Below are 16,398 nucleotides of genomic sequence, written 5' to 3'. Positions count from 1 at the left end.
CACGGCCGGACGCCGTTTTCCCTGCGCACGGACGCGCCGCATCGAGGATTTCCACCCAGATGAGCACCACGTCCCAACCTGTTGTCCCCGCGAACGACCGCGCCGCCTTGCGGCGGTCGATCTCCAACACCCTCAAAGGCTCCGCCGGCAACCTGGTGGAGTGGTATGACGTCTACGTGTACTCGGTGTTCGCCGTGTACTTCGAATCGCAGTTCTTCTCGCCGGACGACAAGAACTCCACCCTGTACGTGTGGGCGATCTTCGCGGCGACCTTCCTGATGCGCCCGATCGGCGCCTGGTTCTTCGGCCGCTTCGCCGACCGCCACGGCCGCCGCCTGGCGCTGACCGTCTCGGTCACGTTGATGGCGCTGTGCTCGTTCCTCATCGCCATCACCCCCACCGCCGCCAGCATCGGCATCTGGGCCGCCGTGATCCTGTTGTTCGCGCGCCTGCTGCAGGGCTTCGCCACTGGCGGCGAGTATGGTGCCAGCGCCACTTACATGTCCGAGGCCGCCATTCCGGGCCGTCGCGGCTTCCTGTCCTCGTTCCACTACGTCACCCTGGTCGGCGGCCACGTGCTGGCCCAGCTGACCCTGCTGCTGATGCTGACCTTCTGGGGCAAGCCGGAGATCTCCGAGTGGGGCTGGCGCATCGCCTTCGGCATCGGTGGCATCGCCGCGGTGGTGGTGTTCTGGCTGCGCCGGGGCATGGACGAGTCGCTGTCGGAGTCGTCGATCGAGGCCGCGCGCGAGGGCAAGGCAAAGAAGTCCGGTTCGATGTACGAGTTGTTCGTGCACCAGTGGCGGCCGCTGCTGCTGTGCTTCCTGATCACCGCTGGCGGCACCGTGGCCTTCTACACCTACTCGGTGAACGGCCCGAAGATGATCCAGAGCGCCTTCGCCGGCAACGACCCGATGACCGGCACCCTGATCAACCTGGGCGTGCTGGCCTTCCTGATGGTGCTGCAACCGGTCGGTGGCTGGCTGTCGGACATCATCGGCCGCAAGACCCTGCTGGTGTTCTTCGGCGTCGGCGGCGTGCTGTACAGCTGGTACCTGATCACCCAGCTGCCGCACCAGCATGACGCCACCCTGGCCTTCCTGACCCTGGCGCTGGCATTCGTCATCCTCACCGGCTACACCTCGATCAACGCGGTGGTGAAGGCCGAGCTGTTCCCCACCCACGTGCGTGCACTGGGCGTGGGCCTGGGCTATGCGCTGGCCAACTCGCTGTTCGGCGGCACCGCCCCGCTGCTGTACCAGGGCGCGCTGAAGACCGGCCACGTCGATTGGTTCGCCATCTACGTGACCGCCACGATCGCGGTATCGTTGGTGGTCTATGTGTTCTTCCTTACCAACAAGGGCCCGAACTGGCTCGACGGCACCCGCAAGTAAGCGCGTTGCCCTGATCGCGGCCACTGGTGCAATGCCGGTGGCCGCTACGTCTCCCGCCACCGCGCTGATGTGGATCGCGGTGACGCTGGCCGCAGCCACGGCATTGGCCTGGGTGCTGCGCCGCCCCAACGCGCAGGCCACGTGGCCGCGCACGGGGTTCGGGGTCGCCCTGCTGGTGTTCTGCGCCGCGCTGGCGCTGCAGCTGGCGATGGACCTGGGCAGCGGCCACAGCTCGCTGCACCTGCGGCTGCATCGCGGCGTCAACGCGGGGCCGCTGGTCGGCCTGCGCACGATGGCGGCGTGCTATCTGGCCGCGCTCGCCGCCGGCGGCTGGGGCGCGTGGAAGCTGCTGCGACGGCGCGGGTAGTGCCGGCCGCTGGCCGGCAAAGCCGCCGTCTTTCGGTAGTGCCGGCCGCTGGCCGGCAACCTCATGAACCTCCGGAAAGAGCAGGGAGTTGCCGGCCAGCGGCCGGCATTACTCAACGGCGGGCCGCTTCGCTCTTGTCGCGCGCGCCGCGGAACTCCGATTCCTTTTCCCACGTCGGCCAGCGGCGGCTGTTGGCCAGCTCGGCGCCCAGGTCGTAGACCAGCAGGGTGTCGGCAGCGTGGCCGCTCGGGTCCCAGCTCGGCGTCCAGGCATCGCAGGTCTGGTGATAGCAGTCGGCGAAGTACTTTTCGCGCAGCGCGCGGCCGGCTTCAACGCCACCGTCCAGCTTGTCCAGGCCCGGGCCGATGGTGATCGCCGGCACGCCCAGGCGGGCAAAGGCGAAGTGGTCGGCGCGGTAGAAGAAGCCGGCTTCCAGGTTCGGGTCCGGGCTGTAGCTGCGGCCACGGGCCTTGGCCACGCGCTCCAGATCGCCTTCCAGCGACACCCGGCCCTTGCCCCACGAGGCAATGTCGCGGGTCGGGCCATCCGGGCTGAACATCTCGATGTTCAGCACCGCAGCGGTCTTGTCCAGCGGCGCCAGCGGATGGGCGGCGTAGTAGCTGGCGCCCAGCAATCCTTTCTCTTCGGCGGTCAGTGCCACGAAGTACAGCGTGCGCTGTGGCTGCGGGCCAGCGGCGAACACACGGCCCAGTTCCAGCACCGTGGCCACGCCGGTGGCGTTGTCGATCGCACCACGGCGGATGCGGTCGCCCTTGGCGTCGGGCTGGCCGATACCGAACGCATCCCAGTGCGCGGAGAAGATCACGGCCTCGTCAGCATGTTCACCACCGGGCAGCTTGGCGACCACGTTGCGGGTCACCACCTGCTCGCGCTTGAGCGCGAAATCCACGCTCAGCTTGGCGTTGTCCAGTGCCACCGGGCGGAAGTCGGCACGCATCGCCTTGCGCTTCTCCGCATCGAAGTCGAGGCCGGCGTCGGCGAAGATCGCTTCGGCCAGCTCGCGCTGCATCCAGCCGCGCAGCGGCGTGTGCTGCGCCATCGCTTCGGCCTGGCCGCGCTCGATGTCGAACAGCGGAGAAGTGCCCGAGCTCTTCACCGTGGCCCAGCCATACGCGGCCGGCGCGGTCTCGTGCACGATCAGCACGCCTTCGGCACCCCGGCGTGCGGCTTCCTCGAACTTGTACGTCCAGCGGCCGTAGTAGGTCACCGCCTTTCCATCGAACGCGCCCGGCGCATCGGCCTCGAAGTCGGCGTCGTTGATCAGCACCACGGCGATCTTGCCGTGCAGGTCCACGTCCTTGTAGTCGTTCCAGTGGCGTTCCGGTGCGTCGATGCCGTAGCCGACGAACACCAACGGTGCATCCTTGATCTGCACGCGCTTGCGCGGCTGCAGGCTCTGCAGGGTCACGTCCACGCCATTGGCCAGCGCACGCTTGCCCTGCTTCAGCGACAGGCTGGCCTTGGCCTCACCCTCCAGCTGCGCGCGCACCAGCGGCACCGGCTGCACCCAGCTGCCGTCCACGCCGCCCGGCTGCAGGCCATAGCTGCGGAACTGCTCGATCAGGTACTGCACCGTGCGCTCTTCGCCCTCGGTGGCCGGTGCGCGGCCCTCGAACTCATCCGACGCCAGCACGCGCACATGCCGCGACAGTGCCTGCGGATCGATGCCGCCACCCGGCAGGTCGTTGGCCGCATGGGCCAGGCCCCCGACGAACAGGCAGGACGACAGCAGCAACACGCGCATCGGATTCACGGCAGTACCACGGCTAGCTTGGAAGTCACCAGAGTGTAACGTGGTCGTGACATCACGGCGCAGCCTGGGCCCACGTCATCCACGCAGGGCGTGACTCTACCTGCTGATGCGGTCCAGCCAGCAGGCCAGGCCCTGCGCGTTGAGTTCGATGTCCATCGCCAGAACAGTGATCACCGCCGCATCGTCCAGCGCACAGCCATGCAGCTGTGCGCGTTCCAGGTACAGCGCCTGCAGTGCGGCCAGCAGGCAGCGGTGGCGGTCCGGCCGGCCATCGCACTGGCGGCCGATCGCGGCCATCGCATCGATCTGTTCGAACAGGTCGTTGGCCAGTTTCTGCACCTGCTCCACGCGCCCATAGTGGGTCAGGTACATCGCCTGCGGGCCGTAGCCCAGCATGCGTCGGATCGAGGCCTTCATCGCCTCCGGGTCGAACTGCACCGGCGAGGAAGTCGGGAAGATGAAAGCGCCCTGCGCGCTGTCCAGCTCGCGGTAGGAGATGCCGAACGTATCGCCAGTGAACCAGCTGCGGCTGCGCGCATCCCACACGCAATAATGGTGCAGTGCGTGGCCCGGCGTGTGCAGCAGCACCAGCTCGCGGCCAGCGAGATCGATGCGGTGGCCGTCTTCGGCAACCACCACGCGGTGTTCGGGAATCGGCTCGATGCGGCCGTAGCTGCGCGCGATCTCTTCGGCGCCGTACACCGCCGTCGCACCCGCAATCAGCCGGGTCGGGTCGATCATGTGCGGCGCACCGCGCGGATGCAGCACCGCCTTCGCATTCGGCAACTGCTGCATCAGCAGGCCTGCACCACCGGCGTGGTCCAGGTGCACGTGCGTGAGCAGCAACCAATCCACCGCTTCCACACCCAGGTCGGCATCCGCCAGCGCCTGCAGCATCGCCGGCACAGACAGGCCGGTGCCGCAGTCGACGAAGGCCGCGCGGCCGTTTTCAACGATCAGGTAGGCCGCGTCGAAGTCCGGGCGCTGGAAGCCCGTATCGATCGTGTGGATGCTGGGGTCGGCGGTCATCGGCACGCACCTGGCAGTCTCGTGAACAGACGCCCATGGTAGGCGCGCAGGCGGCCCGGGTTCGATGCGGCTTTGGTCGGGTAGTGCCGGCCGCTGGTCGGCAACCTCGGGATGGCCGGGAGAATGCATGTGCCGGCCAGCGGCCGGCACTACCGATCAGCCAGAGCGCAATCCGAACCGCGGCCGCAGCAGCAACGCCAGCACCAGCACCGCCAGGAACGCGCCGTAGGCGTACAGCACCGCCAGCACCTGCGGCCAGATCGGGCCGGCGCCGGGCTGCACCACGCCAATGCGGTAGCCCCACAGCATCGACACGATGCTCAGCGCGAACGCCACGACCAGGGTGGTGCCATCGAACAGGCGCCGCCGCGCGCTGCGCGGCTGGCGCGGAAACAGCCAGTACAGGCTGCCCAGCAGCAGGAACCAGGGCAGGAACAGCAGCAGCGACAACCAGGCCATCGCAGACTCCATGTCATCGCGCCAGAGGCGCGCGGACATCATGCCATGGGTGCTGTGCCACGGTCGTGCCGGCGGGGGGCTTCCCTGTAGAGCCGAGCCTATGCTCGGCTGCTTTGCTACCCAGCCGAGCATGGGCTCGGCTCTACAGAGGCGGAGCCGAGTCGAGCATGGCTCGACTCTACGCCCGGCGATCAGGCCGCTTCGCGCAGCGCGGCCAGGGCGGCCAGTACCGCGTCCACCTCGGCGCCCAGCTTGAACAGCTCGCTCTGCAGCTGGTCGCCCTGCTCTGCCTGCTTGATCACCGCGATCAGCTGGCCCGCATCACGTGGCGAATCGAAGCCTTCGCTCTGGATCAGCAGCGTGCCGTCACCAGCGGTCAGCTTGAAGTAGAAACGCCCATCCTTCTCGCGGTACTGCTTGAACTGCGGCGGCGCCACGCGGGCCACGCCGGCATCTTCGCTGGCGATGTCGCCCGCCGTGGACAGGTCGCGCAGGCCCACGGCGTGGCGCAGTTCTTCCAGCAGCGGTGCCGCCAACTGCTCGCGCAGCTGCTGGCCACGGCGCTTGAGCAACGCTTCGATCTTCTCCGGCTCGGCCATCAGCGCGTTGTAGCGCTCGCGCAGCGGCGACAGCTCGCTGTCGATACGCTCGAACAGCTGCTGCTTGGCGTCGCCCCAACTGATGCCGGCGGCGAAGGCCCTGGCGAATTCCGCGGTCTGTTCCGGCGTGGCGAACGCCTGGTACATCTGGAACAGCGCCGAGCCCTCGGTGTCCTTCGGCTCGCCCGGTGCGCGCGAGTCGGTCAGGATCGAGAACACCAGCTTCTTCAGCTCCTCGCGCGGCACGAACAGCGGAATGGTGTTGTGGTAGCTCTTGCTCATCTTGCGGCCATCCAGGCCCGCCAGCGTCGCCACCTGCTCGTCGATCACCACGTCCGGCAGCGGGAAATACTCCTTGCCGTACACGTGGTTGAAGCGCTGGGCGAAATCGCGCGCCATCTCGATGTGCTGGATCTGGTCACGGCCCACCGGTACCTGGTCGGCCTTGAAGATCAGGATGTCGGCCGCCATCAGCACCGGGTACATGAACAGGCCGGCGCTGACGCCTGCGTCCTCGTCCACGCCTTCCTCGCGGTTCTTGTCCACCGCCGCCTTGTAGGCGTGCGCGCGGTTGAGGATGCCCTTGCTGGCGATGGCGGTCAGGAACCACATCAGCTCGGTGGTCTCGCGGATGTCGCTCTGGCGGTAGAACCACACGTGTTCCGGGTCCAGGCCACAGGCCAGCCAGCTGGCCGCGATCTCCAGGGTCGCGCGCTGGGTGCGCTGCGGGTCCTGCGACTTGATCAGGCTGTGCAGGTCGGCCAGGAAGAAGAAGCTCTCGATCCCCGGCGCGCGGCTGGCCGCGATGGCCGGACGGATGGCGCCAACGTAGTTGCCCAGGTGGGGCGTGCCGGAGGGGGTGATGCCGGTAAGGACTCGGGTCGTCATGACTGCGTGGGGTAACCTTCGATGAACGGGGCCAGTTTACCTTGCACGCCACCAACCCCGTCAGGGCCCGCGGCGCGTTCATTCACCCAACCCCGCTGGAGACGCCCGATGAAACGCCTGCTGCCCCTGCTGCTGATCCTGCCCCTGGCCGGCTTCCGCCCGGCGCCCATGCCGCCACCGGTGTACGACGGCGGCCCCGTACGCATGGCCCTGGTCGACCGCGACCGCGGTACCGAACTGCGCAGCTACTCCGCCGAGGGCCAGCGCTGGGTGGCCGGCGAGCGCGGCCACCGCTACGCCGTGCGCCTGTACAACGACAGCCCGCGCCGGGTGCTGGTAGTGCTGTCGGTGGACGGCGTCAACGCCATCTCCGGCGAGGATGCCGATCCCTCGCAGACCGGCTACGTGCTCAATCCCGGCCAGCGCGCCGACATCACCGGCTGGCGCAAGAGCCAGGACGAAGTGGCGCAGTTCGTGTTCAGCAGCCCCAGCGGCAGCTATGCCAGTCGCACCGGCCGCCCGGACAACATCGGCGTGGTCGGGGTGGCGGTGTTCGAGGAGGCGCGTCGCTGGTACCCGCAGCCGATCCTGCGACGTGGCGTGCCGCTGCCGGCACCGACCGCGCAAGCCGAGGCTGCCGCCGACGCCAGTGCCAGCCGCATCGAGGGCTATGCCAGCAAGTCACAGGCGCCAGCGCTGGGCACCGGCCACGGCGCACGTGAACACTCTTCGGTGCGCGATACCGACTTCGAACGGGCCAGCCGCAGCCCGGCGCAGGTTCTGCAGCTGCGCTACGACAGCGCCCGCAACCTGCGTGCGCGCGGCATCCTGGTCGATGCGCCCTCGCGCCTGCCGCGCGAACCGCAGGCGTTCCCCAACCGCTACGTGCCGGACCCGCCGGCCCGCTGATCGTCCCGCGCAAACAACACGACGCCCGCTACCTCACGGTGCGGGCGTCGTGTTGTGGGGGAAATCGAAGCGCTTACTTGTAGTCCGGGTAGTCCTTGCTCACCGCGTCCTGGAACTCACGCACTTCCTTCTCCGCGCGATCCTTGGCCCAGCCATAACGTTCCTGCAGGCGGCCGGCCAGATACTCGGCGTTGCCTTCGGCCACATCGAAATCGTCGTTGGTCAGATCGCCCCACTTGGCCTGCGCCTTGCCCTTCAGCTGCGACCACTTGCCGGAAATGATGTCTTTGTTCATTGCTGGGAGTCCTTGATTGCAACGGCGTTCTTACCGTGGCTCCAGCTTCGCGCAGCAGCTGTTGAATGCCGGTCAACCGCCAATGAAATACACGCTCACCTGCTTGAATGGTTCACTACGCTTGGACACGTACGCTGCAGGGAAACGCGCAAGCAAAAAGGCCGGGGAGATCCCCCCGGCCTTTTTGCTTTCCGTTCCACTTCAGGCTCAACGACCCTTGGCGGCATCCTCAACCTTTTCACCGGCCTTCTGCACGTCCTTGCCGGCACCGGCCACGGTGTTGCAACCGGCCAGCAGGGCCACCGAGAACATCGACAACAGCATCAGGGCAACTACGCGCTTCATGGGCTTCTCCTTGGGTTCGCCGCTATACCGCTTCATTCGCGGATGGGATTCTTTCGCTCGGCGGGAGGGCACCAATGCCCACTGCCGCCGCGTGAAGTGCAATCTGGCGGCAGGGGCGTGGAGCGGGCGTGAACGGTTCGGCGATCCGTTCAGCAGGGGACGGTCAGTCGCGCATCAGGGTGGACTTGCCGAACAGGCTTTCCACCAGGTCCACGGCCAGTTCGGCGGTGGCATTCTGCTTGTCCAGCAAGGGGTTGAGCTCGACGATGTCCAGCGAACCCATGCGCCCGGTGTCGGCGATCATTTCCATCACCAGCTGCGCCTCCCGATAGTTCACCCCACCCGGCACCGTGGTGCCCACGCCCGGCGCGATGCTGGGGTCGAGGAAGTCGACATCGAAGCTGACATGCAGGTGGGTGTTCTCATCGATGCCGGCCAGCGCCGCTTCCACGGCACGCTTCATGCCGTTCTCATCGATGTAGCGCATGTCATAGACATCCACCTTGTGGGTCTTGATCAGGCGCTTTTCTTCCGGGTCCACCGAGCGGATGCCGATCTGGTGCATCTGCGCCGGGGTGATCGCCGGTGCGCTGCCGCCCAGACGGGTCAGCGCGTCCGGGCCGAGGCCGCACAGGCAGGCCACCGGCATGCCGTGGATGTTGCCCGACGGCGTGACATCGCTGGTGTTGAAGTCCGAATGCGCGTCCAGCCACAGCACGCGCAGATTCTTCCCCTGCTCGCGGCACCAGCGCGCGACGGCGGTGATCGAACCGATGCCCAGGCAATGGTCGCCACCGAGCATGATCGGCATGCGCCCGGCCTGCAGCTCGGCGTAGCTGGCTTCCATCAGTGCGCGGTTCCAGGCCACCACCTCATCCAGGTGGCGGTAGCCCTCCACCGGCGCGGTCCACGGGTTGCGCGGGCCATCCAGGTTGCCCACGTCGCGCACGTCCACGCCGCGCGCTTCCAGCGCCTCCGGCAGGCCCGCCACGCGCAGCGCCTCCGGCCCCAGCCGTGCGCCGCGATGGCCCGCACCGACATCGGTGGGAACGCCAATCAGGGATACGGAAATGGGATGGGCCATGGGTGCCTCCTGCGGTGCGGAAAAAGAAGCACAGTCTAGCCAGAGCTGTGTGACACCACTCGCGGCGGTGCAGCAGGCCGAAGGTAAGATCGCCAGGAACGGTGGCCCTTTCCGGTCAGGCTTTCCAGCGCTGGGTCGTCAGGAATTGGACCTTCCGCGATCCACCTCACATCCCGGTCGGTTTTGCCTCTTACGCAGGGCTGTTGTTGTGTCCACGCTGCGCAGGCACCCTGAAGGTGCCGCCTCACTTCCTCAATCATGGAGCACCACGCGCATAAAACATGCACTCAATGGACTTGCGGTACTGGCAATTGCCCTGGGCGGACTGTTTCCCGCCGCTGCCAGTGCACCCTCGCAACGCATCACGCATACGGTGACCTCCGATGCGTATCCCATGCAGACGGCGGGCGCACGCCAGGTACTCGACTGGGTTGCGCAGCGGGTGAAGCCGTCGTTCGCCCCGCAGGGCTACGGCAACGTACAGGTGGAACGACAGGCAGTCTCCGTAGGCCGTGCGTCTGCACGCTCGGACGAATCGATTCCCGGCAAGCTGCCGGACCAGGGCATTCCCGGTGAGATCTACCGGGTGGAAAACCTGCTTCCCGACGGCTCCATCCAGACGTGGGAATTCACCTGGGTGGAACCCTCATCCGGCCATGGCGGCGGCTGGGACGTAACCGGCTACACCTACAAGAAGGGAAATGACCCGGTGAACCAGCAGTAGCGGGACGGGGGCAACGCGTGCTGCGTTGCCCCCTTCGAACGCGCGGCCGACGGCGGTTTCGCTGCCGCGGCACCTCAACCGCCGCGGTGGCGAACCGGCGTCAGGCTCTGTACCTGGCCGTTGTTGCGCATCATGCACAGGAAACGGCCATCGGGATAATCGATGATCAGTTCCTGGTAATCACTGCCCACCGGCATCTGGGTCACCAAGGTGCCCTGCGCGCCCTTGCGCATGTTGCAGGCGCCCAACGCGGTATCGCCTGCCGGCGCCGGGGTGGTCACCGAAGACACATTGCGGAACACCGCGCGGCAGCCGCCATTGACCCACACCGAGTGCCGCGACAGGCCCCAGTTCTTACCTTCCTCGCATCGGGTGTGGCTGAGCTGGCGCACGATTTCCACATTGCCGCGGGTATTCAGATCGCACGACACCTGCTGCTCGTCAGTGGATTCGCAGGTGACTTCGCGCGGTAGCGCGGCGTCGCCGGTAGCAACCTCGCGCGGGTGTGCGCCATTTGCGGCGGGCGCAGATGTTCCACTGGCGCTGACCTGGCAGATGCCGTTGGCGCCGCCACGGCCGGTATAGCTGATCTGCGGCGTACCGTCATCGCTGCGGCTGATCGACAGGGTGATGCCGCTGTTGGCGTCGCGGGCTTCGAAATAGCGGTCGTTGAAACGTTTCAGCGTGACCTCGCGGCCCTGCACATAGACCGGCCCGCCATCGTCTGCGTGAACATCGATGTCGCCCGGGCAGCTGGCGTTGAAGAACGGCACGGCGGCCATGGCCGGAGCCACGAAAGCGGCGGACAACAATGCGGAGGTGAGCGACAGGGCATGGCGACGCATGTGCGGCTTCCGAAGGGCATGTGTCCCCAGTATGTGTCGGAGGTCTGCAAATGGTCTGTGAGGAGAATCAAAAAGCCGGCAGCGCATTCGGGCGTTTGTGTTTGCTATGGTAACTGTGGAGCCTTGCCCGGGCTGTTAAGTCACCTTTACTTCGTGGGCCAGCTCAGGGCATGCGGCAGCGATGGTTCGGGCAGATTTCTCGCTGATGGCGCCACTGCGCAATCTGTCGCTTCTGGCATTGCGATGCCCGAAACGGGCCAAACGCGATAATTCATTTTTCCTTTCAGATCTCCCGATGCCATCGAAACAAACGACTGGCAGGCGGTGATTTCACGTGCGCATGATGAATCGCCACCTTCAGCGAGGTGGCCGGGATTTCCAACCCGAAGACTGAAAGCTGTATACGCTTGCCAGCCGGCGTCGTCCTTTCCAGGTGCGGCGCCGGCTGGCAATCCGTTCGCCGATCGACGGCGGGCGGTGCGTGGGGGCCTCGTGCCCACCGGCTAATTCAGTCCCGGGATTGGAAACCACGTATCGCCCGCCACCTTACCGTGGCGGCACCTCTGTTCCTGACGAGGATGCCCGCATGTCCAGAACCCCTCACCCGTACCTGACCGCCACCCTCGGCGAGGCGGCTCTGCGCCTGCCACCTGAACTGGCGCAGCCGTTGGAAGCCGCTTTCGCCGCCGCGAACGAGGCGCCCGCGCCGATCAACCTGCCCGGCTGCCTGCAGCGCATCCTGGCCGGTGACGCCGCCGATGGACAGCCGTGGCCGGGGCCGGCAGGCACACCTGGTGAAGCGGTGGCTGCCGCGCGCCGGGATCGCGCCGCAGTGGGCCTGGTGTCACTGCTGGAGCTGTACCACGCCGCCGAGCGCGTGCGCGTGGACGGGGAAGAGAAAGACGACATCGGCGACGGCACGCGCGAGGGGCTGATGCTGGCCTGCCGAGGGCTGGCGGAGTATGTGGCGTTGCAGGTGCGTAGCTGAGGCTGCTGCGGTCGCAGTGTGTGTGCGGCATTGATCGAAGGATCTGCCCGCGCCATACAGTGAGTTGACTCACCGGGTTGGGACGAAAGAACCAGCGAATGGCGGTTTCTTCATTTTCGTTCCATCGCCTTTGCGACCGGCGCCGCGCCGACGCATCATGATCGGCGCATGTGCTTATGCTGCGCTGGCGTGCAATCGCACACCCAGGGCCCGGGTCACCTTCAGGATGGTCGCGAAATCAGGGCTGCGCTCGCCGGAGAGTGCGCGATACAGACTCTCGCGCGACAGGCCCGCCGCACGCGCAACCTTGCTCATGCCCTGAGCGCGAGCGATATCGCCAAGCGCCTTGGCGATGAAGGCAGAATCGCCCTCGCTTTCTTCGATGCAGGCGTCGAGATAAGCCGCCATCTCCTCCGGCGTCCGAAGATGCTCGGCCACATCAAATGATTTGAGTTCGACTTTTCTCTTGATGGCCATGATGGGACAGCTCCGGTACTTCGGTATTGAGTCGTTTCGCCTACAGCCAGTTCGATGCTCACAGGGAACGCGCAATCTCCTTGGCCGTCTCTATATCGCGCCGCTGCGAACCCTTGTCGCCTCCAACCAGAAGAATCACCCACTGCCTGCCGCGCTGGGTGTAGTACACGCGGTAACCCGGTCCTGCATCGATACGCAATTCTGAAACGCCATCCGCCAGATAGCGGTGATCACCGGGATGGCCTTCAGCGAGCCGACCGATACGGGCCAGGATGCGAGCGCGTGCGGTTACGTCCTTGAGAGCGTCAATCCATGTCGCGAACTGACGGGTACGCTGGATCTTCAAATGTAGCCTACTGGCTACATGCTTTCAACCATGAGGATCGCGGGCAGAGAAGCGCACAGCGACGCATCACGCGTCGCGAGGAAGAGCAGCGAAGGAGGAAGGAGTGGGCCGGGATCGGCGCCCGACTGGCCAACGCGCGGCGTCTGCAGAGAGGGATTAGCAGATGCCCAATGGTGCGGCTTACCCGAATCGAACGGATAACCTACTGTTTGAGAGATAGTTGGGCTTCGGCGGCACCATTTGCCCGGTCGCTGACGTGGAACACTTGCAGTTGCTAGACGCTCAGGCCAATTTCCCCGGTACTTCCAGCGCAGCAGCCAGCGGCTCTGATCGAGCTGCCTATACCTAGCCCGGCGGCCGGCGGCGTTGTGTCCATGCCTCAGTCCCCTCACTGCATGAATTTATGGGGTCGCATTTCCAGCGGGAGCGCGCGCGCCGGGGTCTAGACCGGGGCTGCGAGGCCCAGGTCCCAGTCGCTTCCTTCGGCCTCCACCAGCTAGAACCGTCATCAACCGCCTGCCTTGTTGCCAGAGTCTGTCAATGGCACAGCCCACGGAGGACATGACCGGAAGTGCTTGAGGGCGCTGGGCTGGCAGGCTGGCAAGCTGGCCTCGACCGTAACCCAGGCTTTCCCTTGAACTGTGCCTGTTCTCAGGAGCTTTGGCGCCCCGCCTGACGCACCTCAGCACCGCTCGGCTATGATCCTGATTTAAGGGCGCAGGAACTGATCGTGCTGCGCGAGTCACTCATAGGAGAAAGGAATGTCTCAAAGTGCGGAACTGGCTTACGAGCAGTTTAAGAACATAGATCTGTCGGATCCGTTCTTTGACAGCCTCAAGGCTGACTACGAAGAATTTCCGACGTGGTTTCAGAAAAAATCAGAAGAACGGGCCTATATCTTCAAGCGTGACAAGGGCGGGATCGACGGGTTCCTTTACCTCAAGACGGAGGATGGACCGATAGATGACGTGTCGCCTCCCCTGCCAGCTGAACGGCGGATCAAAGTCGGCACATTCAAGCTCAATTCAATTGGATCTCGCTTGGGCGAGCGCTTTCTTAAGAAGGTGTTCGACCATGCCATCCACCATGGCATAGCTTTGATCTATGTGACGGTGTTTGCCAAGCACGACGGCTTGATTCGCTTATTTGAGCGGCATGGTTTCATCAACGTCGCAAGCAAGACATCCCAAAACGGTGAAGAACTGGTCCTGCAGAAGGACTTCAAAGCGGCCTACACCGACGCAGTAACGAGCTATCCCAGCATCCCCGTGGGAAACAACCGATGCTACTTGCTGTCTCTCTATCCGGAGTGGCACACGCGGTTGCTTCCGGACTCCATTCTGCGAACGGAAAATCAGGACTTGGTGCAGGATGTGTCTCATACCAACAGCATCCATAAGGTGTACTTAACAGCGATGCAGGGCACGGAAGGCCTGAAGCCGAACGATGTCTTGGTCATCTACCGCCCTGCACCGAACAAAGGCAAAGCTTGGTTCGAGTCAGTCGCAACGAGCATAGGTGTTGTGGAAGAATCGAGACATATCAGCACCTTCAAGACAAAGGAGGAATTCAAAGCGTACTGCAGCCCCTACAGCATCTTCACTGAAGCGGAACTAGACGGCTTCTGGCGCACGGGCAGGTATCCGAACATCTTCAAGTTCACATACAATGTCGCGCTGAAGAAGCGACCCAATCGCGCTCGACTGATCGAGGAAGTCGGTCTCTCGAGAGATGCGTACTATGGCTTCATGCAGTTGACCTTTGAGCAGCTACACCACATTGCCCAACTAGGCGAAATCGATGAAAGTCTTATTGTCAATCAAGCCTGAGTACGCAGAGAAGATTCTCGACGGACGAAAGCGCTTTGAGTTTCGGAAGGCACTTCCTAAGGCGAAGGGTGTCACCACTGTCGTGATCTACGCCACGATGCCAGTTGGAAAGATCATCGGTGAATTTGAAGTCGATAGATGCATGTCTCATCGCCCAAAGGATCTGTGGGCAATGACTCATGAGTTTTCTGGGATTACAAAGACTTTCTTCAACTCGTATTTTAAGGGACGGAGCACAGCGCATGCTTTCAAGGTAAAGTCCGCCAAGCGCTACGACTCTCCAATTACCTTGACAGAACTGATTGGCACGACCGCTGCTCCGCAGTCCTTTCGCTATTTGACATAGACGATTGCTGGCCCAACTGCATCTTTCGATGAGATGAAGGCAGCAAGGCCGCTTCGAGCGGCCTTGCTGCTTTTGCGCACCCGTCAAGCGCCTGCAAGTCTTGAGTGAGCGACCTGATAGTAGTCGCTGGTTATTCCTACGCCAGTCCAGTTGTATCCTTCAGCTTCCGCAGCCACCAGCGTGGTACCGGAGCCGACGAATGGATCGAGGATGTGCCCGCCCTGCTCGCGGATGCGCACCAACTGGCGCATCAGGTCGGTCGGTTTGCCGTCAGATGGTGCCGCTTTGCGCACCGCCTCGCGGAACACACCCGGCAGCGTGGGCGCCGCTCGGCCCAGCGGCATACCGATCAAACCGGAGCAACGACGCCATCTGGTTTCGCAGTCCGGCACCCAGCTCACGAAATCAGCCTTCGACAGCGCCTGGCAACGCCTGGTCCGCCGCGCGGTTGTGGAAGACGTGATCGATAAGGACCAGCGGTTCGCGCTCCATGGCTTGGAACATCGGGGAATTACCGACAGCGAGGATAAGAGCGCTGGCGGCCACGTGACCGAGGCCATGCGTCAGCTGTACGACCATTCCGTACCGGTGGTGAAAGCGGCCGTGAAACCAGAAAAGAGGGGCTAATTTTACCGGCAATTTTACCGGTGGATGCTAAAAGGCCAGCGCACCGCGCTGGCCTTATTCGTTGAAACCCCTAGTTTCAAGGCGTTTCGGCGCTTCCCGAGTGGTGCCGCTTATCCGAATCGAACGGATGACCTACTGTTTACAAGACAGTTGCTCTACCAACTGAGCTAAAGCGGCATGGGTGGATCACCGGCGGCAGGGCCGCGGTCCGGGGATTCTAGCGCAACCTTGCGCATTCCAGCGACCGGCTCTGTGCTGCCCCGCTGCGCTGCTGGGCCTGGGCCCGCTGCGTGCCTGCCGCCAGCTGGCCTTCCAGCCACCATTGGCCGGCGTCGCCGCTGGTCACCAGGCGCGGCTGGAACCCGGCAGCCTGCACCGCCGCCATGCGCCGCTCGGCGCCTTCGCGGTTGCGGTACTGGCCCAGCGCCACGGCGTTGGCCTCCTCGCCCTGGCTGATGATGTAGTAGTCGCTCAGGCCGGCGGCGACGATGCGCTTCACGGTGGCCTGTGCTTCGTCGCGGTTGGCGGCGGCCGGCAGCATCACCCGGTAGCGGGCACTGCCGCTGGCAGCGGGCTGTTCGCGCAGGCGCACCTGGCTGAGCAGCGTGCCGGCCTTGCCCTGCGCGCTGGTCGCGGCGGCACGGTCGGCGAACGGGCCCAGCGCGACGCAGCGCGGCGGCTCGGCGGCCGCGGGCGGGGTGACGGGCTTTTCCGGTGCCGGAACGGGTACAGGCGGTGTTCCCGGCTTGGCAGCGTCAGCAACCGGCGCAGCCTCAGCCACCTGCGGCCTGGCGATCTCCGGCTTTGCCGGCGCAACGGGCGCGGGTGTCGCAGCCATCGCGGTCTTCGCCGCCGGTTCGCGCTCCATCAGCGATGCGGTCGGGGCGGCCGCAGTGGCCTCGGCTGCGGCATTGGCATCCACGCCACCGGGCACCCAGCGCAGCTCGGCGACGCCAGCCGGTTGCGGCGCAGGCGCAGGCTTCTGCGGCGCCTCGCGCAGCAGCCACCAGCAGGCGACGCCGAGATTGAGAATGGCCAGTACGACGATCAGGGCACGGGTGAGCATGCGCGGA

At 65.0% G+C, this 16,398-nt stretch carries 19 protein-coding genes, 2 tRNA genes and 1 pseudogene; 8 read left to right on the top strand and 14 right to left on the bottom strand.

The annotated features are described in order from the left end of the window. Positions 1-59 precede the first annotated feature (59 nt). Both ROV93_RS09560 and ROV93_RS09555 read left to right on the top strand, forming a co-directional pair. Positions 60-1,394, top strand: coding sequence for an MFS transporter (locus ROV93_RS09560; RefSeq protein WP_005420583.1), 1,335 nt, complete (start codon positions 60-62; stop codon positions 1,392-1,394). A gap of 31 nt (positions 1,395-1,425) precedes the next feature. After that, positions 1,426-1,761, top strand: coding sequence for a hypothetical protein (locus ROV93_RS09555; protein WP_227836902.1), 336 nt, complete (start codon positions 1,426-1,428; stop codon positions 1,759-1,761). Between the two features lie 112 nt (positions 1,762-1,873). On the opposite strand, the gene ROV93_RS09550 is transcribed toward ROV93_RS09555, so the two are convergent. The 4 genes from ROV93_RS09550 to ROV93_RS09535 all read right to left on the bottom strand — a co-directional run bounded on the left by ROV93_RS09550 (position 1,874) and on the right by ROV93_RS09535 (position 6,510). Further along, positions 1,874-3,526, bottom strand: coding sequence for a M28 family metallopeptidase (locus ROV93_RS09550; protein WP_072168727.1), 1,653 nt, complete (start codon positions 3,524-3,526; stop codon positions 1,874-1,876). Between the two features lie 105 nt (positions 3,527-3,631). Further along, a complete protein-coding gene (locus ROV93_RS09545) occupies positions 3,632-4,564 on the bottom strand; it encodes an MBL fold metallo-hydrolase (protein ID WP_069138047.1) in 933 nt (310 codons plus the stop codon). A 156-nt stretch (positions 4,565-4,720) separates the two neighbouring features. Then, positions 4,721-5,023, bottom strand: coding sequence for a hypothetical protein (locus tag ROV93_RS09540; RefSeq protein WP_032954673.1), 303 nt, complete (start codon positions 5,021-5,023; stop codon positions 4,721-4,723). Positions 5,024-5,214: 191 nt separating this feature from the next. Beyond that, on the bottom strand, positions 5,215-6,510 hold the full coding sequence (locus ROV93_RS09535) for a tryptophan--tRNA ligase (RefSeq protein WP_072168728.1): 1,296 nt from the start codon (positions 6,508-6,510) through the stop codon (positions 5,215-5,217). Positions 6,511-6,618: 108 nt separating this feature from the next. On the opposite strand from ROV93_RS09535, the gene ROV93_RS09530 reads away from it, so the two are divergent. Beyond that, on the top strand, positions 6,619-7,419 hold the full coding sequence (locus ROV93_RS09530; protein WP_061478774.1) for a hypothetical protein: 801 nt from the start codon (positions 6,619-6,621) through the stop codon (positions 7,417-7,419). A gap of 73 nt (positions 7,420-7,492) precedes the next feature. On the opposite strand, the gene ROV93_RS09525 is transcribed toward ROV93_RS09530, so the two are convergent. The 3 genes from ROV93_RS09525 to rocF all read right to left on the bottom strand — a co-directional run bounded on the left by ROV93_RS09525 (position 7,493) and on the right by rocF (position 9,143). Continuing rightward, on the bottom strand, positions 7,493-7,714 hold the full coding sequence (locus tag ROV93_RS09525; protein WP_004153772.1) for a CsbD family protein: 222 nt from the start codon (positions 7,712-7,714) through the stop codon (positions 7,493-7,495). 207 nt (positions 7,715-7,921) lie between these two features. Then, positions 7,922-8,059, bottom strand: coding sequence for an entericidin A/B family lipoprotein (locus ROV93_RS09520; RefSeq protein ID WP_005407710.1), 138 nt, complete (start codon positions 8,057-8,059; stop codon positions 7,922-7,924). Between the two features lie 163 nt (positions 8,060-8,222). Next, entirely contained in the window at positions 8,223-9,143 is a 921-nt protein-coding gene (rocF, locus tag ROV93_RS09515) for an arginase (protein WP_005420594.1), read from the bottom strand. A gap of 208 nt (positions 9,144-9,351) precedes the next feature. Between rocF and ROV93_RS09510 the strand changes: the two genes are divergently transcribed. Continuing rightward, a complete protein-coding gene (locus ROV93_RS09510) occupies positions 9,352-9,867 on the top strand; it encodes a hypothetical protein (protein ID WP_312539532.1) in 516 nt (171 codons plus the stop codon). A gap of 74 nt (positions 9,868-9,941) precedes the next feature. On the opposite strand, the gene ROV93_RS09505 is transcribed toward ROV93_RS09510, so the two are convergent. After that, positions 9,942-10,712, bottom strand: coding sequence for a DUF3011 domain-containing protein (locus tag ROV93_RS09505; RefSeq protein WP_072168729.1), 771 nt, complete (start codon positions 10,710-10,712; stop codon positions 9,942-9,944). Between the two features lie 586 nt (positions 10,713-11,298). Here ROV93_RS09505 and ROV93_RS09500 point away from each other — a divergent pair. After that, positions 11,299-11,700, top strand: coding sequence for a hypothetical protein (locus ROV93_RS09500; protein WP_072168730.1), 402 nt, complete (start codon positions 11,299-11,301; stop codon positions 11,698-11,700). A 174-nt stretch (positions 11,701-11,874) separates the two neighbouring features. Here the strand turns inward: ROV93_RS09500 and ROV93_RS09495 are convergent, their stop codons facing one another. The 3 genes from ROV93_RS09495 to ROV93_RS09485 form a co-directional block, all read right to left on the bottom strand. After that, positions 11,875-12,177, bottom strand: a complete 303-nt coding sequence (locus ROV93_RS09495; protein ID WP_005420598.1) for an addiction module antidote protein — start codon at positions 12,175-12,177, stop codon at positions 11,875-11,877. Between the two features lie 58 nt (positions 12,178-12,235). Continuing rightward, positions 12,236-12,523, bottom strand: a complete 288-nt coding sequence (locus ROV93_RS09490) for a type II toxin-antitoxin system RelE/ParE family toxin (protein WP_005420599.1) — start codon at positions 12,521-12,523, stop codon at positions 12,236-12,238. Between the two features lie 171 nt (positions 12,524-12,694). Further along, a tRNA-Glu gene (locus ROV93_RS09485) sits at positions 12,695-12,775 on the bottom strand. A 509-nt stretch (positions 12,776-13,284) separates the two neighbouring features. On the opposite strand from ROV93_RS09485, the gene ROV93_RS09480 reads away from it, so the two are divergent. Both ROV93_RS09480 and ROV93_RS09475 read left to right on the top strand, forming a co-directional pair. Beyond that, the gene (locus ROV93_RS09480) at positions 13,285-14,352 is read left to right on the top strand and encodes a GNAT family N-acetyltransferase (protein ID WP_005420600.1); all 1,068 of its coding nucleotides are present in this window, start codon (positions 13,285-13,287) and stop codon (positions 14,350-14,352) included. Then, positions 14,324-14,698 (top strand): ASCH domain-containing protein, encoded by a 375-nt coding sequence (locus ROV93_RS09475; protein ID WP_005420601.1) that lies wholly within the window; start codon positions 14,324-14,326, stop codon positions 14,696-14,698. The genes ROV93_RS09480 and ROV93_RS09475 overlap by 29 nt, the downstream gene beginning before the upstream one ends. 83 nt (positions 14,699-14,781) lie before the next feature. Here the strand turns inward: ROV93_RS09475 and ROV93_RS09470 are convergent. Then, positions 14,782-15,045 (bottom strand): annotated as a pseudogene (locus ROV93_RS09470) (DNA methyltransferase); the annotation flags it as partial. On the opposite strand from ROV93_RS09470, the gene ROV93_RS09465 reads away from it, so the two are divergent. After that, positions 14,984-15,325, top strand: a complete 342-nt coding sequence (locus ROV93_RS09465) for a hypothetical protein (RefSeq protein ID WP_312540228.1) — start codon at positions 14,984-14,986, stop codon at positions 15,323-15,325. The pseudogene ROV93_RS09470 and the gene ROV93_RS09465 overlap by 62 nt on opposite strands. A gap of 101 nt (positions 15,326-15,426) precedes the next feature. Here the strand turns inward: ROV93_RS09465 and ROV93_RS09460 are convergent. Both ROV93_RS09460 and ROV93_RS09455 read right to left on the bottom strand, forming a co-directional pair. Next, positions 15,427-15,502 (bottom strand) — tRNA-Thr (locus tag ROV93_RS09460). 40 nt (positions 15,503-15,542) lie between these two features. After that, positions 15,543-16,391, bottom strand: a complete 849-nt coding sequence (locus tag ROV93_RS09455) for an SPOR domain-containing protein (protein ID WP_072168731.1) — start codon at positions 16,389-16,391, stop codon at positions 15,543-15,545. Positions 16,392-16,398: the final 7 nt, after the last annotated feature.

The sequence above is a fragment of the Stenotrophomonas maltophilia group sp. msm4 genome (assembly GCF_032025605.1).
GTDB classification, from domain to species: domain Bacteria; phylum Pseudomonadota; class Gammaproteobacteria; order Xanthomonadales; family Xanthomonadaceae; genus Stenotrophomonas; species Stenotrophomonas sepilia.
Note: the sequence above shows the minus strand (reverse complement) of the source record. Positions and strands in the feature narration are given on the sequence as shown.

Coding starts and splice junctions, on each gene's coding strand:
- ROV93_RS09455 (WP_072168731.1), bottom strand. CDS start 16,391: ATGCTCACCCGTGCCCTGATCGTCGTACTGGCCATTCTCAATCTCGGC.
- ROV93_RS09480 (WP_005420600.1), top strand. CDS start 13,285: ATGTCTCAAAGTGCGGAACTGGCTTACGAGCAGTTTAAGAACATAGAT.
- rocF (WP_005420594.1), bottom strand. CDS start 9,143: ATGGCCCATCCCATTTCCGTATCCCTGATTGGCGTTCCCACCGATGTC.
- ROV93_RS09545 (WP_069138047.1), bottom strand. CDS start 4,564: ATGACCGCCGACCCCAGCATCCACACGATCGATACGGGCTTCCAGCGC.
- ROV93_RS09530 (WP_061478774.1), top strand. CDS start 6,619: ATGAAACGCCTGCTGCCCCTGCTGCTGATCCTGCCCCTGGCCGGCTTC.
- ROV93_RS09560 (WP_005420583.1), top strand. CDS start 60: ATGAGCACCACGTCCCAACCTGTTGTCCCCGCGAACGACCGCGCCGCC.
- ROV93_RS09475 (WP_005420601.1), top strand. CDS start 14,324: ATGAAAGTCTTATTGTCAATCAAGCCTGAGTACGCAGAGAAGATTCTC.
- ROV93_RS09500 (WP_072168730.1), top strand. CDS start 11,299: ATGTCCAGAACCCCTCACCCGTACCTGACCGCCACCCTCGGCGAGGCG.
- ROV93_RS09540 (WP_032954673.1), bottom strand. CDS start 5,023: ATGGCCTGGTTGTCGCTGCTGCTGTTCCTGCCCTGGTTCCTGCTGCTG.
- ROV93_RS09525 (WP_004153772.1), bottom strand. CDS start 7,714: ATGAACAAAGACATCATTTCCGGCAAGTGGTCGCAGCTGAAGGGCAAG.
- ROV93_RS09535 (WP_072168728.1), bottom strand. CDS start 6,510: ATGACGACCCGAGTCCTTACCGGCATCACCCCCTCCGGCACGCCCCAC.
- ROV93_RS09555 (WP_227836902.1), top strand. CDS start 1,426: ATGCCGGTGGCCGCTACGTCTCCCGCCACCGCGCTGATGTGGATCGCG.
- ROV93_RS09550 (WP_072168727.1), bottom strand. CDS start 3,526: ATGCGCGTGTTGCTGCTGTCGTCCTGCCTGTTCGTCGGGGGCCTGGCC.
- ROV93_RS09505 (WP_072168729.1), bottom strand. CDS start 10,712: ATGCGTCGCCATGCCCTGTCGCTCACCTCCGCATTGTTGTCCGCCGCT.
- ROV93_RS09520 (WP_005407710.1), bottom strand. CDS start 8,059: ATGAAGCGCGTAGTTGCCCTGATGCTGTTGTCGATGTTCTCGGTGGCC.
- ROV93_RS09495 (WP_005420598.1), bottom strand. CDS start 12,177: ATGGCCATCAAGAGAAAAGTCGAACTCAAATCATTTGATGTGGCCGAG.